We start from the raw sequence: 16,201 nt of genomic DNA on the forward strand, positions 1-16,201 counted from the left end.
GGTCCGATGAGCGAATTCCTGGGCGAACACCCGATCGCCGCCGTCATCCTCGGCTGCGAGATCGGGCTGTGGGTGCTGCTCGGCCTCGGCCTGGCCCTGCGCTATCCGGCGCGCCTGCGCACCGCGAGCACCGTTGTGCTGCTGATGATTCCGTTGCTGGACGTGGTCCTGGTGGTGGCCACGGCCATCGACCTGCATCGCGGCGCGCCCGCCGACGACACCCACGGACTGGCCGGGCTCTACCTCGGCTTCTCCGTGGCGTTCGGGCCGACGGTGATCCGCTGGGCGGATGCCCGCTTCGCACACCGGTTCGCCGGTGGCCCGCCGCCGCAGCGGATGCCGCGCTCGGGCCCGGAACGCCGGCGCCGCCTGTGGCAGGAGTGGCTGCGCGTGGTCGCCGCCGCGGCCGTCAGTTCCGTTGTGCTGCTGGGCCTGGTGGTGCTGATCGCCTCGCCCGACCAGGACCCGGTCCTGCTGGCGTGGATCGCGCGGGTCTGGGTGATCGTCGGCTTCTGGCTCCTGTTCGGGCCCGTGTGGGAACTGGGCCGCAACGGCACACCGCCCGCCCGCGCGGAACGCCGGGACGAAGTCGACGTAACGACGCCGCCGTCGGCGAGGATGTAGCGGTTCGGTAGACCACAGCTGACGCCCCACGGCGCAGCGACATCAGGCAGGCGGTAGGAAATGCGTTCTGGGACGCGGAGATCGACGAGTGCGGCACCAACCGGAACGCGCAGACATGCTCGGCGAGCGCGCCGCGCCGGGGCCGCCGTGCTCGCCGCGGCCCTGTCGGTGACCGCGTTCGCCGGGGCGGGCACGGCCGAGCCGGCGAAGGCGTCCTCGGTCACCTCGGTGGTGAAGGAGGGCCGCACCTGGCATCTGACGGTGTACTCGGCGGCGATGGACACCGAGATCGCCGTCGATGTACAGCGCCCCGCCGACGACTCCGTCCCCGCGCCCAATCTCTACATGCTCAACGGTCTCGACGGCGGCGAGGGCACGGCCAGCTGGGCCGCGGCCACCCACGCCCTGGACTGGCTGGCCGACAAGCCGGTCAACGTGATCCAGCCGATCGGCGGCCGCGGCAGCTATTACACCGACTGGCTGCGGCGCGACCCCGAGCTCGGAATGAACAAGTGGCGGACCTTCTTCACCGAGGAACTGCCGCCCCTGCTGGACGCGACCCTGCGATCCACCGGCCGCAATGCCCTGACCGGCCTGTCCACCTCCGGCACCTCGGTGCTGCAACTGGCCGAGGCCAAGCCCGGCCTGTGGCGGTCGGTGGCCGCCTACAGCGGCTGCGCCCAGATCGCCGACCCCACCGGCCGGCAGTTCGTGAAGCTGGCGGTGGAGACCTGGGCGGGCGGCGACACCGAGAACATGTACGGCCCGGACGACAGCCCGCTGTGGCGGGAGAACGATCCGGTCGTCAACGCGGAGAAACTGCGCGGCACCCAGCTCTACATCTCCACCGGCAGCGGCATCCCGGTCCTCGAGGACGTGCAGTACTACCTGAACGCCGCCCCCGGCCCGATGGGCGCGGTGAACCTGGGCCTGGGCGTGATCATCGAAGCCGCCGTCAACCAGTGCACGGCCAACCTGAAGAACCGCCTCGATTCGCTCGGCATCCCCGCCACCTACGAGTTCACCCCGGTCGGCACGCATTACTGGCCGTATTGGGAACAGGCCCTGCACGATTCGTGGCCGATGCTGGCCGAGGGCATGGGCCTGGCCGGCTGAGCCTCACACGGCGCGCAACACCTCGGCGGCGGTGGTGAGCGCGGCGACGGCCGCGCGTTCGTCCACCGCGCCGGGGGCGAACATCGTGCACACCGCCGCCACCCGTCCGGAGGCCGACCGCACCGGCACGGCCACCGCGCTCAGGCCCGGCACCACCTCGCCGGTGGTGCGGACGTAGCCGAGGTCACGCGCCAGCGTGACCTCCGGGCGCTCGTCGGGGCGCGGCGGCAACGCGGCGAGAATCGCCAGGCCGGGGGCGCCGCGGGTCAGCGCGTGGCGCAGGCCCGGCCGGTAGGTGATGTGCACCGGGGTGTCGACCGGCTCGACCGAGAGCAGCGTCAACGCCTCCTCGTGCTGAGGCACGACGAGAAACGCCGTGGTGCCGAGGCTTTCGGCGACACGGCGCAGCTCCGGCTCGGCGACCGCGCGCAGATCCCGGCGGACCGCGGCCGCCACCATCGCCGGGGCGGGACCGACCCGGTAGCGGCCCGCCTCGTCCCGCTCCACGTAGCCGCGCAGCTCGAGCGTGGTCAACAACCGGTAGGTGATCGACCGGTGCAGCGACAGCTCCCGCGCGACGTCGGCCGCGCTGCACGGCCCCCGGTGCGCGATCACCTCGAGCGCCGCGAGACCGCGTTCCAGGGTCTGCGAGGTCACCCCCGTCTTGTCCGTCTCGGACATCCTCACTCCTGTGCCGGGCGACCCCGGCCTTGTGCCCGGGGTCACAGCGGGCGTACCGTGTGCTCTGTATCAGAGAAGCTGTCTCGATAGTAGAGCAACGTCCAGGGCACGGGCCGTGCGACACACGACGACAGCGACACACAACGACAGCGACACACGACGACGTGGAGTGGGATGAGCATCGGGATCGTGGGCGGCGGGATCGCCGCCGTGCACTTGGGCCTGGCCCTGCGCGCCGCCGACGTCGACGCGACGATCTACGTCGACCGCGACTACGCCGAGATGGCCGCGGGCCCGCTGCTCAACACGGTGGTGCACCACAGCCCGACCGTCGCCCGTGAGCGGCAGCTCGGGGTCGCGCACTGGGACGCCGCCGAGTACGGCTACGCCCGCCATCACCACAGCGTCGGCGGCCCGGACCCGCTGCGCTTCACCGGCGATTTCACCCACCCGTCCTGCGCGGTCGACCATCGCCTCTACCTGCCCGCGCTGGCCGAGGACTTCCAGACGCGGGGCGGCACGATCCACGTGCGCGCGATCGGCCCGCGCGACCTGTCCGCGCTGGCCGCCCTGCACGATCTCGTCGTCATCGCCTCCGGGCGCGGCTCGATGAGCGGGCTGTTCGAGCGCCGGGCCCGGCTGTCGCCCTTCGACCGGCCGCAGCGCCGCATCTGCGCGGGCCTCTACACCGGTATCACCCGGCCCGACGTGGAGGGCGTCGGGGTCAGCATCGTGCCCGGCGTCGGCGAACTACTGGAGATCCCGCTGCTCAGCAGACACGGCCGCGTCACCGCCCTGCTGTTCGAGAACATTCCCGGCACCCCGCCCGCCGCACTGCTGGACCGCCCCGGCGGCACCGCCGAGTTCACCCGGGCGGTCCTGGACACGCTGCGCACCCACCATCCGGCGACCTTCGAGCGCGTGGACACCTCCGCGTTCACCCTCACCGATCCGCGCGATCTGCTCCAGGGCGGGGTGATCCCCGCGGTGCGCCGCGACTGGTTCGAGATCGAGGACGGCGTCTACGCGCTGGCCCTGGGCGACGCGCACGTGGTCGTCGACCCGGTCAACGGCCAGGGCGCCAACATCGCCGCCTACAGTGCCGCCGTCGTCGCCCACTACTGCGGGCCCGACGTCGTCTACGACGAACTGTTCTGCCGCGAGGTCGCCCGCGCCCGCGAGGCGGTACTGGTCGGCGCCTCGGAATGGACCAATCTCACCCTCGCCCAGCATCCCCGGATCGAGCGCGTGCTGCGCGCGGCGGCCCGCGACCCGCAGCTGGCCGACCGCTTCACCGACAACTTCGACCACCCCGACCGGCAATGGGAGGTGCTGGCGACCGACCGGCGGGCCGAGCGCTTCCTGCGCGACGACCTGCGTGCCCTGAACACCTGATCACCACGGAGACGATCATGATCACCTCCACGACCCAGGCCCCGGTTCCCCGCCTGCAAGGAACCGATTCCGTCGCCCCGGCCGAGCGGCTCGAGCACTGGCGCGACATCGTCTCGCGCGCGTTCGTGCCGCTGGCCGCCTCCGCCACCCAGGCCGCGGAGTTCTCCGGGCGGCTGCGGATCACCCCGCTCGGCTCGACCATCGTCTCCCGGGTGGACGCGGGGGCACACACCGTGCGGCGCAGCAGATCGCTGATCGCGCACAGCGAGCGCGGCTACTACAAGCTGGGCCTGCAACTGCGCGGTGAGGGACTGCTCATCCAGGACGGTCGCGAGGTGGTGCTCGGGCCGGGCGATCTGGCCCTCTACGACACCGACCTGCCCTACACCCTGGATTTCGGCACACCCACCGACACCGCGGTGTTCATGTTCCCCCGCGAGCGCCTGCACCTACCCGCCCAGATCCGCCGGGAGGTGCTCGCCCGCCGCATCCGCGCGCACGACGAGATCGGCACCCTCCTCACCCCGCTGCTGCTGCGCCTGGTCGACCAGTGCCGCGGCGAGCGGCCGCACGCGGCGCTCACCATCGCCGACGCGGTGGTCGACCTGCTGGCCGCCCTGCTCACCGACGACTTCGGCACCCCCCAACCGCCGTCGCAGCAGACGTTGCTGGTCCAGGCGAAGGCGTTCATCGACGACAACCTCGCCGACCCCGACCTCAACCCGGATCTGGTCGCCGCCGCCGTGCACGTCTCCACCCGATATCTGCAGAAACTGTTCTCCGCCGACGGACAACCGGTCGCCGGCTGGATTCGGCGCCGCCGCCTCGAACAGTGCCGGCGCGAGCTGGCCGCACCCGCCCCGATCGCCTCCGTCGCCGCGGTCGGCCGCAAGTACGGATTCCACGATGCCGCACACTTCTCCCGGATCTTCAAAGCCCGATTCGGGATGAGCCCGGGCGAATTCCGGCGCTCGGCCACCGGCGTCGAGAACACCGGATAGCCGCAGCCGCACGGCGAGTGCAGAAATCGTCAACCACAGTTCCCTCCAGGACATGACCGCCACCACGGGGACGTGGAATCGTCGACATCGTCACGACGAATTCAATTGTTGGACAACAATTGACCTGGAAAGGGCATCACATGCCGAACATCGGGATCATCGGCGCCGGCATCGGCGGTCTCCAACTCGGTCTGCAACTGCGACAGCACGACATTCCGGTCACCATCTACACCGACAAGACCGCCAAGCAGATCGCGGGCGGGCGCCTGCTCAACAGCGTCGCCCACCACGCCCCCACCCTCGAGCGCGAACGCGCACTGGGCGTGCACTTCTGGCCGGTGGAGCAGTACGGCTACGCGAGCCACCACCACTACATCGGCGGTGAGCATCCGCTGTCGTTCCGCGGCGACTTCACCCACTGGTCCAGCGCCGTCGACTACCGCCTGTACCTGCCGAAGCTGACCGAGGCGTTCGAGGAACGCGGCGGTGACCTACAGATCCGGATGCTCACCGCCGAGGACATCGAACCGCTGGCCGCCCGCCACGACCTGATCGTCGTCGCCGCCGGCCGGGGCGCGTTCGCCTCGCTGTTCCCGCGCCGCCCGGAGCTGAGCCCCTACGACACCCCGCAGCGCAAGCTGTGTGTCGGCCTCTATCGCGGCATCACCGAGTCCACGCCCAAGGGCGTCACCATCAGCACCTCCCCCGGGCACGGCGACCTGCTCGAGATCCCGATGTACGCCGAGGACGGATTCCTCACCGCGCTGCTGTTCGAGAACATCCCCGGCGGCGATCTGGAAATCCTGTCCACGATGAAGTACGACGACGATCCGGCCGCGTTCGAGAAGACCGTGCTCGACAAACTGGCCAAGCATCACCCGCAGACTTTCGAGCGTGTGAACCACGCCGAATTCGGCCTGAACCGGCCGATCGACATCCTGCAGGGCGCGCTCGTGCCGACCGTGCGCGAGGATTACGCGAAACTGCCCGGCGGAAAGTTCGCGCTCGCGATCGGCGATGTGCACACCGTGGTCGATCCGCTGCTCGGCCAGGGCGCCAATTCCGCCTCGCATTCGGCCTGGGTCACCGGAGAAGCCATTCTGGAGGATCTCGGATTCGACGAGATGTTCTGCCAGCGGGTCGCCGCCCGGCGCGCCGACGTCGTCTTCGGCGCCGCACAGTGGACCAACCTCATGCTCGCCCCGCCCGCCCCGCACCTGCTGCGACTGTTCGGCGCGATGAACGAGAACAAGGCCCTCGCCGACGAATTCACCGACAACTTCGACTACCCGGACCGGCAGTGGCGGATCGTGGCCACCCCCGAGCGGACCGAGGCCTTCCTCGCCCGCCACGGCGTGCAGCCCGCCCCGGTCGCGGTCTGAGCGGAGGAGACCCATCGTGTACCGACTGTCCGTGCTGTACCCGCCGCCCGCCGACCCGGACCACTTCCGGACCTACTACGTCGAGAACCATCTGCCGCTGGCCGCGAAGCTGCCCGGTCTGCGCACCATGCGCTACGCCTTCGACGTGGCCGCCGTCGACGGAACGAGCCCGTACTTCGCCATCTGGGAAGGCGAATTCGATTCCGCCGCGGCGATGGCCGAGGCGATGAGCTCGCCGCAGGGCCGCGCCGTCGCCGACGACGTGCCCAACTACGCGACCGGCGGCGCGCACGTCGTGCACTACGCGCCGGTCGAGCCCGCGCACTGAAAGGACCGCCCGTGAATGCCACGCTCACCGATGTCCGGCCCGTCGGCCCCGACCCGCGCGCCTTCCGCGACGCGCTCGGCCGCTTCGCCACCGGCGTCACCGTCGTGACCACCGAAACCGAAACCGGGGTGCACGGCATGACCGCCAACGGGTTCATGTCGGTGTCTCTCGACCCCGCGCTGGTGCTGATCTCGCTGGGCCGCTGCACCATGGCCGAGCACCTGAGCACCGGCGAACGCTACGGGGTGACCCTGCTCTCGGAGGACCAGGAGACACTGTCACGGCACTTCGGCGGGCGGGCCCAGCCCGGGCTGTCGGTCGAGTTCCTCCGGCGCGGACCGTACGCGTTCGTGCCGGGCGGACTCGCCGAAATCGGCTGCCGCATCGTCGACCGGCACCCGGCAGGCGACCACGTGCTGTTCATCGGCGAGGTCGAACACCTCGACCACCGCGACGGCGCCCCGCTGCTGTTCTACACCGGCAGCTACCGCGCCCTGCACGTCGGCCTCACCGACGACGTCTTCTTCTGCTGAGCGGGCACCCGGTGACGACCGGTGAAACCGCGACCGGCGGGCATGGGCGGCGCCGGGGTGGGTAGGCGAGCGGCATGACTACGACACATCCCCTCGCCCTCGTCACCGGCGCCTCCCGTGGTATCGGCTACGAGTTGGCGCGCGAATTCGCCGACCGCGGCTACGACGTGGTCATGGCCGCCGAGGACACCGCCGTCGAAGCGGCGGCCGACCGCATCCGCCGGCCGGGCCACGAGGTGCGCGCGGTCCAGGTGGACCTGCGCAGCTCCGAGGGCGTCGAGCGGCTGTATTCGGCGGCCACCGAGGACGAGCGCCCGCTCGACGCGGTCGCGCTCAACGCGGGCGTCGGTCGCGGCGGCGCCTTCACCGAGACCGACCTGGCCGACGAACTGTCCATCGTGGACCTCAACGTGCGCTCGACCGTGCACCTGGCCAAACTGGTGCTCGGCGACATGGTGCGCCGCGATGCCGGCGGCCTGCTGTTCACCTCCTCGGTGGCCTCGATGATGCCCGGCGCCCGGCAGGCGGTCTACAACGCCTCGAAGTCGTTCGTGCAGTCCTTCGCCGAGGCGCTGCGCGAGGAGGTCCGCGACACCGGCGTGACGGTCACCGCGCTGATGCCCGGCCCCACCGACACCGACTTCTTCCGCCGCGCCGGGCTACTCGACACGCCCGTGGGCCGCGGACCCAAGGAAGATCCGGCCAAGGTGGCCCGGCAGGGCATCGAGGCGCTGCTGGCCGACAAACAGAAGGTGATCGGCGGCTCGCTGCCCACCCGTGCGATCGCCACCGTCACCCAGGTGCTGCCCGACTCGGTGAAGGCGACCGCGAACCGGCTGATGTCGGCCGCGCTGCCGCACCGCTCCTGACTACTCGATGAGCTTCTCCTGGCGCAGCCAGTCGTAGGCGACATCGGCGGGGTCCTCGCCGTCGATGTCGACGCGGCCGTTGAGTTCCTGCATCAGGTCGTCGGTGAGGCGTTCGGAGATGGTGCCGAGCAGGGTGCGCAGTTCCGGGTGCCGCTCGAGCACCGCGGCGCGCACCACGGCGGTGCCGCTGTAGGGCAGGAAGAACTTCTTGTCGTCGTCGAGCACGACCAGGTCGAGGTTCTTCACGCGCCCGTCGGTGGTGTAGATCATGCCGAAATGGCAGGGGGCGCCCTTGGCGGTCGCGGTGTAGACGACACCGGCGTCCATCCGGGTGACGTTGGCGACCGGCACCCCGGCCGGGTCGTTGTAGGGGATGCCGTAGGTCTGCAACATCGGCAGGAAACCGTCGGAGCGGCTGAAGAATTCGTCGTCCACGCAGAAGGTGCGGTCGGCGACCGGCAGCGCCGCGACATCCGACAGCGACCGCACGCCGAGCCGCTCGGCCGTCGCGCGGGAGGCGCCGAAGGCGTAGGTGTCGTTGAAATTGGCCGGTGGCAGCCACTCGAGGTCGTATTCGCTCTTCTCGATGTCGTGCACCTGCCGCCACAGCTCCTGCGGATCGGAGATGGTCTCGGTGCGGTTGTGGTAGTTCACCCAGCCGGTGCCGGTGTACTCCCACAGCACGTCGGCGTCGCCGTTGAGCTGGGCCTGCCGCGACGAGGCCGAGCCGGGCGCGCCGGTCATGTCGACGACGTCCGCGCCCGCGGCCGCCAGATAGGTGGCGGTGATCTTGCCGAGCAGCACGCCCTCGGTGAAGCTCTTGGACGTCACCACGAGTTCGGCCCCCGCCAGCGGCCGGGCGCCGTCGGGCAGCCGCGCGTCGTGGAAGGTGCCCGAGGAACTGACCAGGCCGCAGCCGGCCAGCAGCGCGACCACGGCGGCGAGCAGCGCGAGCCGGGAGCCTGTGGTGCCACACCTGGTCATGCCACACCTCGCGGGGTCGCGGCCAGCTCCACGAGGCGGCCGAGCCAGTCGATGATCAGTGCCAGCAACCCCACCAGGATCGCGCCGGAGACCAGCAGTTTGGGCAGGAACAGCGTGACGCCGGTGGTGATCAGGGTGCCCAGGCTGGTCGCGCCGATGAAGGTGCTCAGGGTGGCGGTGCCGACCAGGATCACCAGCGCGGTGCGCACGCCGTTGAGGATCACCGGCACCGCCAGCGGCAGTTCCACCTGCACGAGCGTGCGCGCGGCGGAGAAGCCGATGCCGCGCGAGGCCTCGATGGTGCGCTGATCCACCTGCCGCAGCCCCACGATGGTGTTCTGCAGGATCGGCAGCACCGCGTAGACGACCAGGCCGACCACCGCGGTGCGGAATCCGGTGCCGAGCCAGAACGTGAACAGCACCAGCAGGCCCACCGCCGGGGCGGCCTGGCCGATGTTGGCGATGTTGACCGCGAGCGGTTCGAGACGTTTCAGCGCGGGCCGGGTGAGCGCGATGCCGAGCGGGATCGCCACCGCCACCACGATCGCGGTGGCCACCACGGTCAGCTTGATGTGGGACAGGATCGTGGTCTGCAGGTTGTCCCAGCCCAGCGCGGCCTGCTCGGTGGCGCTGAACGTCGCCGACCGGTACCACAGCAGGTAGCCGACGCCGATGACGAGGATGACGACCGGTTCGAACCAGACGTCGAGCGGAACGCGACGTACCCGGCTCACGACGGCGCGTCCGTTCCGGGCTCGTCGTCGGCGGCCACCACCGGCGTCGGCGCCGGATCGCTGCCGTCGACGTAGGTGGCGTAGGAGGGCTCTTCGGCGACGGCGCGGCTCTCGGCGAGCTTGTCGCGGATCACCTCGGTGACCGCGTCGATGCTCAGCGATCCCACCACCGCACCGCGCCCGTCGGTGACCAGGGTGGCGCCCTGGCTGGTGGCCAGCATGGCGTCGAGCGCGTCGTTCAGCGTCGAGGACCGGGCCACCACCGGCAGCCGCCGGTCCAGATAGTCCGACACCTCCGGTTTGCTGGCCAGCTCGCTCAGCGAGGGCCACGACCGGGGCCTGCCCGCGGAATCGACCACCACCACCCAGGTCTGGCCCGCGGCCCTGGCGCGCCGGATCACCTCCTGGGCGGGCTCACCGATCCGGGCGGTGACGACCTCGTCGTAGGGGACGTCGCGCACCCGGGACACCGTGAGGTAGGCCAGTTTCGCGCCGGACCCGACGAACTCCTCCACGAACGGTGTCGCCGGGTTGGTCAGGATCTCCTCGGGCGCCGCGTACTGCTCGATGTGGCCGCCCTGGGACAGGATGAGCACCTTGTCGCCGAGCTTGGTGGCCTCTTCGAAATCGTGGGTGACCACGACGATGGTCTTGCCGAGTTCGTGCTGGATGGCGATCAGGCTGTCCTGCAGCCGCGCCCGGGTGATCGGGTCGACCGCGCCGAACGGTTCGTCCATGAGCAGCACCGGCGGGTCGGCGGCCAGCGCGCGGGCCACGCCGACGCGCTGCTGCTGGCCGCCGGACATGTCCTTGGGCAGCCGGTCGGCGAACTCGGCGGGGTCGAGGCCGACCAGGTCCAGCAGGTATTCGGTGCGCTCGGCGATGCGCTTGCGGTCCCAGCCGAGCACGCGCGGGATCGCGCCGATGTTCTTGGCGACCGACCAGTGCGGGAACAGCCCGCCGGACTGGATGACGTAGCCGATGGACTGGCGCAGCTTGTCCGGGTCCTCGCGGGTCACGTCGCGGTCGCCGATGAAGATCCGGCCCTCGGTCGGTTCGATCAGCCGGTTGATCATCTTGAGTGTGGTCGTCTTGCCACAGCCGGACGGGCCCACGAAGGCGACCATCTGGCCCGCCTCGATCTCCAGATCCAGCCGCCGCACCGCGGGCGTGTCCTGGCCCTTGTAGCGCTTGACCACCCCGTCGAGCCGGATGGCGGCGCCGGTGACGTTGCGGGTGGGCGGGGCGGTCGCGGTGGTCGCCTCGTCGGTCATGACAGTCCCTTTGCGATCGTGAGCCGTCCGAGCAGGACGAGCAGCGCGTCGAACACCAACGCGATGACAACGATGAGGATGGTGCCGGTGAGTGCCATTTCCAGCGCGTTGGCGCCGCCGAGCCGGGACAGGCCGTTGAAGATCAGCGAGCCGAGCCCCGGCCCGAGCACATAGGCGACGATGGCGGCCACGCCGACGATCATCTGGGTGGACACCCGGATTCCGGTGAGGATCACCGGCCAGGCGATCGGCAATTCGACGGTCAGCAGAATGCGCCAGCGTGAAAAGCCGATTCCGCGCGCGGATTCCACCACCGAGGCGGGCACCGAACGCAATCCGACGATCGCGTTGCCGATCACCGGCAGCGCCGCGAAAAACGTCAGCATGAGAAACGAGGGCACCACGCCGAGTCCGAACGGCACCAGCAGCAACGCCAGCAATGCCAGCGAAGGGATGGTGAGCGCGACTCGGCTCGAGGTCAGCGTCAGCGCCGAGGCCAGCGGCAACCGGTAGACCGCCACCGCGATGAGCACCGCGATCACGGTGCCGACCAGCACCGTCTGAAAGGCCAGGGACGCATGCTGATAGGTGAGGAACGCCAGCACCTCGCCCCGTCCCCGGATATAGCTCCACAACTGCACGGCGATTCCCATCGTCAGCCGAACACCGGTGTCGGTACCGGTTCCGCGAGCGGTCGAATACTAAACGACATCCCGGTGATCGGCGCGGAACAACGCCGAATCACCGGGCGCACGCGTCGTTTCGACCGGCACATCGCCGGCGGGATTTCCCCGGAACGGGCCGACTATTCCTCGGAGTGCTCGATCGGTGGTCAGGCGGCCCGGTTCCCGGTCTCGGCGGCGGTGTAGTGATCGGCGTTCCCGGCGATCACGGTGCTGGGCCGCCCGTCCACGCCCACCGGCACCGATCCGGCCAGCGTGATGCGGGTGAGCCTGCGATGCTCGCTGCCGTCGTAGTCGTCGATCGCGTAGTGCTGGGTGGCGCGGTTGTCCCAGATCGCGACATCGCCGGGGGCCCAGTGCCAGCGGGTGGTGTGCTCGAGCCGGGTCACCCGATCCTGGAACAGCCGGAACAGCGCGTGCGATTCGGTGCTGGGCAGGCCGACGATCCGCTTCACGAAATGCCCGAGCAGCAGGGCACGCTCGCCGGTGTCGGGGTGCACCTCTACCACCGGGTGCTCGGTCTCGTAGTAGGTGGATTCGAATTCGCGGCGGTAGGCGCGCACGTTCTCGTCCGGGCGGTCCTCGGCCTCGGCGGCGTAGTCGTAGAGGTTGGTGTGGCGGGCCCGCAGACCCTCGGCGAGCCGCTTGAGTGGATCGGGCAACGAGTTGTAGGCGGCGACGGTGGAGGCCCAGGTGGTGGAGCCGCCGTAGCTGGGCAGCCGTTCGGCCCGCAAGATCGAGGCCTTGGGCACGCGGTCGACGAAGGTGACGTCGGTGTGCCAGCTGTTGGCGCGCCCGTGCCGGGAGTCGATGGCCAGGCTCTTGACCCCGGCGGAGGTGACCGTCGGATGCGGGGTGGTCGGCGTGCCGAGCAACTGCGCGAACTCGTACTGGCCGTCCTCGGTGAGGTGGTCCTGGCCGCGGAAGAAGATCACCTTGTGCTCGTGCAGCGCCGCGCGCACGGCCGTCACCGTTTCCGGGTCGAGGTCGCCGCCGAGCCGCACCCCCTCGACCACCGCGCCGATGTGCGCTCCGAGCTTGACCGCCCGCACGGCGGACTGGGAAACGACGGACATGGCAGTGCCTTTCGCTCGAACCTCACGATCGACACCGATGGAATCAGCCGCGCGCGTCGGCGGGCAGGGTTGTCCTCAGCGGGATTCGAAATCCCGTGGCGACCGCCGATCGGCGCGTCCACGCAGGTCACGCGGGCGACACGACAGGCGGCCCGGACGCGACACGCCGTGCTGATTCCCGCCGGGCGCCGTCGACCATCGCGATTGCTGCGCCGTAGCGGCGACGCCGCTCACTCTCCCGAGCCGGGTCGCTCGGCCGCGTCGGCCGGCACCAGACGGCTCAGCGGGACCGGGAACGGATAGCGGCCGGGGGCGTCCTCGGGGAGTTCGGACGCCTCGATGAACGCCTGCTCACCGTCGATCTGCACGATCCGGAACACCGAGATGCCGGATTCGGTCACCCTCACCAGATCACCCACCTGCACGGTGGCAGGATAACTCGAACCGACCGATCGGCCTTGTTTGCCGGTGGGACACCGGCGGCGCGTCGGCGCACCCCGCCGTCGGGAGAGGCCGAAACCGACCGATGGGATGGGATTTCCGCCCAGCTCAGGCGGGTATTTTTCAGGAGTCGATATCGGCCCCTACCGCGAGGAGCCCCTGATGTGCGGCACCAGCCTGAGCGCCAGCGCGAGCGCGCGAATCCGCTCGACCACCGACGCGACCCGCCGCGGTGAGGTCACCGAGCGACATTCCGGGCCGCACGCGCTCGCCGAACCGAGCCCGTCCGGCGAGCCGGTCACCGCGGGCGAGCAGGTGGACTGACCCACCTGCCGGCGGCGCGCGGGCCCGCGCACGTGCCCGGACCCATGCCGAGCAGTCTTCTGCACGGTACGAGCCCGGCCGTCCAGGTGACTCGCAATTCTTGCTGCGATGACTGCGGAAGCCCGGGTACGGCAGGTATCAAAACTCCGATATCAAGGGGATAACGCCTACTTCCAGCCTCTCCCCACGGGGCGATACAAATGATAAGTTAATAGTGATTCTGTTCAGTGACCATCGTCTCTCACGCCGGGACTCCGGGCATCGCGATGGTCGGGCTCGACGAGGAGCGACGACATGGATGGACTCGACGTTCTCCGGACGGCAACCGACCGCACCCCCGTCGGCAGCCGGGCGCGCGACGCGCTCCGGTAAGCGGGATACGGGGGTGCATCATGGTCACACGCCGGCAGACAATCGCCGCGACCTGCGCGGCCGCCGCCCTGATCGGCGGCCTCCCGCTCACCCTGGCCCCGGCCGTGCACGCGGCACCGCCGCGCTGCCCGGACCTCTTCGTCGTGGCGATCCCGGGGACCTGGGAGACCTCCGTGACCGAGCCGGGGCGCGGCATGCTCGCCGCGGTTGTGGACGACCTGCCCGGTGACGTGGCGGTCGAGTTCGTGCACTATCCGGCCACCGCGTTCCCCTGGGAGGGCGAGGTCTACGGCCGCTCGAAGAACGAGGCGTTCGTCAAGGCGCGGCAGGCGGTGGCGGCGGTCGCGCAGTCGTGCGACGCCACCCGTTTCGCGCTGCTCGGCTACAGTCAGGGCGCCGACGCGGCCGGGGATCTGGCCGCCGAGATCGGCACCGGGCTCGGTGTGGTCGCCCCCCACCGGGTCGAACTGGTCGGGCTGATCGCCGATCCGCGCCGCTCCCCCACCGACAACCTCATCGGTCCCCCGGTGCCGGGGGCGGGCGCGGTCGGTCCCCGCATCGGCGGGTTCGGCCGGCTCAGCCGCACCACCTACACCTTCTGCGCGCCGGGCGATCTGTACTGCGCCATGCCCGACGGGGATTTCGCCGGGCGGATCGCCGGATTCGTCGTCCAGCTGTCGAATCCGGATCCCGCGAAGATCGACAGCTACCAGCGGCAGGCCGACCAGTTGATCACCGACGCCCTCGCGGCGGGCGGGCTCGGCTTGCTCGCCGACCAGCTCAACGCCGCGGCCTACGAGGAGCGCAGAAGGCAGGTGGACGACTTCCTCAATTCCGGTGTGCACCAGAGCTATCCGCACTACCGCGTCGGCCGTGACGAGACCACCGCGCTGAGCTGGCTGCGCCGTCGCCTCCTGGAGGTGATCCGCCGCTGACGGGGCTACCCCGCCGCGGGCACCCAGGTGCCGTGCAATCCGGCGGGCACCCGGATCGGCATCCGTACCGAGGCCACCGGTCCGGCCGCCGGGTCGGCGGCGGCGAGGATGTGGAACCACGAGGACATGTCGCGTCGGTCGGTGGCGAGGGTTCCCCAGTAGGCGTGCTCGGCGCCGGGCAGGTGGATCGGCTCACCGACGGCGTGATCGCCGGCATCCCACCAGGTTTCGGTGCCCCGTTCGGTGTCGACGAACAACAGCGCGGTGCGGTCGCCGGAGCCGTCGCGCCTGCCCGCCGTGGCGACGACCCCGTGCGGGCGGCCGATGCGGCGGTCGTCGATCCGGGGGAATTCCACCGGGTGCATGGCGATCTCGTCGCGGGCCACCGCTCCCGAGGCGGGATCGACGACGGCACGGACCACGCCGCCGCGCTGGGGTGTGCTCACCCGGGCCAGGCCGCTCGGGTAGTTCCACTGGACGTAGTCGAGCACGATCCGGCCCCGGTCGTCGTCGAAGGCGTTGGCGAAGTGCCAGACCCAGAAGGTGTCGGTCTCGGCCCACCGCACCGGACCGCCGTCGCGCGGGATCATCGCGATCCTGGTGCCCGCGGCGGGGCGCCAGTCCAGCAGCGAGCCGCCGTTCAGCAGGGCGGGGATGTCGAAGACGAGCGGGGCGAGCACCAGCACCAGATACCGCTCGGTCAGCGCCATGTCGTGGATCATGATCGGCTCGGCGACGCCGTCGACCGGGGTGGGCGCGCGCAGCACGTCGCCCGCCCGGCTCACCACCGACCACGCCAGGTAGGGCGACTCGAGCCGGTAGGTGAACAGCACCAACTCGCCGGTGCCCGGGTCGATCTTGGGGTGCGCGGTGCTGCCCAGTGCCATCGCGCCACCGCAGTCGTCGCGGCCGAGCGTGGCCAGGTCGGCCGGGTCGATCCGGTAGGGCAGGTCGCTCTCGGCCATCGCCAGCAGCCTGCCCGAATGCGCGACGACGTTGATGTCGGGCAGGTGCCTGCTGGTGCCCGCGAGTTCGGGACCGACCAGATCGGCGCCGGGCGTGTAGGGGTCGGTGATCCCCGCCCAGAGCGCGTGTCCGACACGCTCCTCGGCCACCACCATCGGGGTGCGGACGAAGCGGTTGAGGTAGCTCGCGCGTCCGTCCTCGATCCGGACGCGGTGCACCATCGCGTCACCGTCGAGCGGGTAGACGAAGGTACCGATGGGGTCGAAGCGCGGGTTCGGGCCGTTGCGGAAGTAGGTGCCGTGCAGGTCGGGCGGAATGGTGCCGGTGACCGGCAGGTCCACCGCCTCGACCTCGCGGCGCTGCGGGGCGAAGACCCCGCTCAGGTACGGGGTGCGGGCGAGGTCCACCGGCGCGGGTGGGGTGGAGGTGGTCATCCGGGTCTCCCCTCGGCTGGTGGCCCCGGCCGTCGCGGGCCTGTCGGAA

General features: G+C 70.6%; 18 protein-coding genes. 10 read left to right on the forward strand and 8 right to left on the reverse strand.

Annotated features, from left to right (window positions below; genetic code table 11):
- Window positions 1–6: 6 nt before the first annotated feature.
- Window positions 7–624 (forward strand): hypothetical protein, encoded by a 618-nt coding sequence (locus tag CRM89_RS09310; protein ID WP_011209773.1) that lies wholly within the window; start codon window positions 7–9, stop codon window positions 622–624.
- 60 nt (window positions 625–684) lie between these two features.
- The gene (locus CRM89_RS09315) at window positions 685–1,740 is read left to right on the forward strand and encodes an alpha/beta hydrolase family protein (RefSeq protein WP_228787048.1); all 1,056 of its coding nucleotides are present in this window, start codon (window positions 685–687) and stop codon (window positions 1,738–1,740) included.
- A 3-nt stretch (window positions 1,741–1,743) separates the two neighbouring features.
- On the opposite strand, the gene CRM89_RS09320 is transcribed toward CRM89_RS09315, so the two are convergent.
- Window positions 1,744–2,421: an IclR family transcriptional regulator gene (locus CRM89_RS09320; protein ID WP_011209775.1), complete on the reverse strand. Its 678-nt coding sequence runs from the start codon at window positions 2,419–2,421 to the stop codon at window positions 1,744–1,746.
- Window positions 2,422–2,595: 174 nt separating this feature from the next.
- Between CRM89_RS09320 and CRM89_RS09325 the strand changes: the two genes are divergently transcribed.
- The 6 genes from CRM89_RS09325 (at window position 2,596) to CRM89_RS09350 (ending at window position 7,929) form a co-directional block, all read left to right on the forward strand.
- Window positions 2,596–3,816, forward strand: a complete 1,221-nt coding sequence (locus CRM89_RS09325; RefSeq protein WP_098083760.1) for a styrene monooxygenase/indole monooxygenase family protein — start codon at window positions 2,596–2,598, stop codon at window positions 3,814–3,816.
- A gap of 17 nt (window positions 3,817–3,833) precedes the next feature.
- Window positions 3,834–4,817: a helix-turn-helix domain-containing protein gene (locus tag CRM89_RS09330; protein ID WP_011209777.1), complete on the forward strand. Its 984-nt coding sequence runs from the start codon at window positions 3,834–3,836 to the stop codon at window positions 4,815–4,817.
- A 140-nt stretch (window positions 4,818–4,957) separates the two neighbouring features.
- Window positions 4,958–6,199, forward strand: coding sequence for a styrene monooxygenase subunit StyA (styA, locus tag CRM89_RS09335; RefSeq protein ID WP_060590620.1), 1,242 nt, complete (start codon window positions 4,958–4,960; stop codon window positions 6,197–6,199).
- A 16-nt stretch (window positions 6,200–6,215) separates the two neighbouring features.
- Window positions 6,216–6,527, forward strand: coding sequence for an EthD family reductase (locus CRM89_RS09340; protein ID WP_011209779.1), 312 nt, complete (start codon window positions 6,216–6,218; stop codon window positions 6,525–6,527).
- Between the two features lie 11 nt (window positions 6,528–6,538).
- Window positions 6,539–7,060: a flavin reductase family protein gene (locus tag CRM89_RS09345; RefSeq protein WP_011209780.1), complete on the forward strand. Its 522-nt coding sequence runs from the start codon at window positions 6,539–6,541 to the stop codon at window positions 7,058–7,060.
- A 74-nt stretch (window positions 7,061–7,134) separates the two neighbouring features.
- On the forward strand, window positions 7,135–7,929 hold the full coding sequence (locus CRM89_RS09350) for an SDR family oxidoreductase (protein WP_098083761.1): 795 nt from the start codon (window positions 7,135–7,137) through the stop codon (window positions 7,927–7,929).
- On the opposite strand, the gene CRM89_RS09355 is transcribed toward CRM89_RS09350, so the two are convergent.
- The 6 genes from CRM89_RS09355 to CRM89_RS09380 all read right to left on the reverse strand — a co-directional run bounded on the left by CRM89_RS09355 (window position 7,930) and on the right by CRM89_RS09380 (window position 13,105).
- A complete protein-coding gene (locus tag CRM89_RS09355) occupies window positions 7,930–8,913 on the reverse strand; it encodes a glycine betaine ABC transporter substrate-binding protein (protein WP_098083762.1) in 984 nt (327 codons plus the stop codon).
- The gene (locus tag CRM89_RS09360; RefSeq protein WP_011209783.1) at window positions 8,910–9,647 is read right to left on the reverse strand and encodes an ABC transporter permease; all 738 of its coding nucleotides are present in this window, start codon (window positions 9,645–9,647) and stop codon (window positions 8,910–8,912) included. The genes CRM89_RS09355 and CRM89_RS09360 overlap by 4 nt, the downstream gene beginning before the upstream one ends.
- Window positions 9,644–10,921 carry an ABC transporter ATP-binding protein gene (locus CRM89_RS09365; protein WP_098083763.1) on the reverse strand — a complete coding sequence of 426 codons (1,278 nt, stop codon included), beginning with the start codon at window positions 10,919–10,921 and terminating at the stop codon, window positions 9,644–9,646. Before CRM89_RS09365 ends, CRM89_RS09360 begins: the two co-directional genes overlap by 4 nt.
- Window positions 10,918–11,574, reverse strand: a complete 657-nt coding sequence (locus tag CRM89_RS09370; RefSeq protein WP_228787050.1) for an ABC transporter permease — start codon at window positions 11,572–11,574, stop codon at window positions 10,918–10,920. The genes CRM89_RS09365 and CRM89_RS09370 overlap by 4 nt, the downstream gene beginning before the upstream one ends.
- A 179-nt stretch (window positions 11,575–11,753) precedes the next feature.
- Window positions 11,754–12,680, reverse strand: a complete 927-nt coding sequence (locus CRM89_RS09375) for a TauD/TfdA family dioxygenase (RefSeq protein WP_098083764.1) — start codon at window positions 12,678–12,680, stop codon at window positions 11,754–11,756.
- A 230-nt stretch (window positions 12,681–12,910) separates the two neighbouring features.
- The gene (locus CRM89_RS09380) at window positions 12,911–13,105 is read right to left on the reverse strand and encodes a hypothetical protein (protein WP_060590612.1); all 195 of its coding nucleotides are present in this window, start codon (window positions 13,103–13,105) and stop codon (window positions 12,911–12,913) included.
- 178 nt (window positions 13,106–13,283) lie between these two features.
- Between CRM89_RS09380 and CRM89_RS30855 the strand changes: the two genes are divergently transcribed.
- Entirely contained in the window at window positions 13,284–13,445 is a 162-nt protein-coding gene (locus CRM89_RS30855) for a hypothetical protein (RefSeq protein ID WP_159005442.1), read from the forward strand.
- 392 nt (window positions 13,446–13,837) lie between these two features.
- Window positions 13,838–14,752: a cutinase family protein gene (locus CRM89_RS09385; protein ID WP_060590610.1), complete on the forward strand. Its 915-nt coding sequence runs from the start codon at window positions 13,838–13,840 to the stop codon at window positions 14,750–14,752.
- Window positions 14,753–14,757: 5 nt separating this feature from the next.
- Here CRM89_RS09385 and CRM89_RS09390 read toward each other — a convergent pair whose 3' ends face one another.
- On the reverse strand, window positions 14,758–16,152 hold the full coding sequence (locus tag CRM89_RS09390) for a carotenoid oxygenase family protein (RefSeq protein WP_098083765.1): 1,395 nt from the start codon (window positions 16,150–16,152) through the stop codon (window positions 14,758–14,760).
- Window positions 16,153–16,201: the final 49 nt, after the last annotated feature.

This window comes from Nocardia sp. FDAARGOS_372 (assembly GCF_002554515.1).
GTDB classification, from domain to species: Bacteria; Actinomycetota; Actinomycetes; order Mycobacteriales; family Mycobacteriaceae; genus Nocardia; species Nocardia farcinica.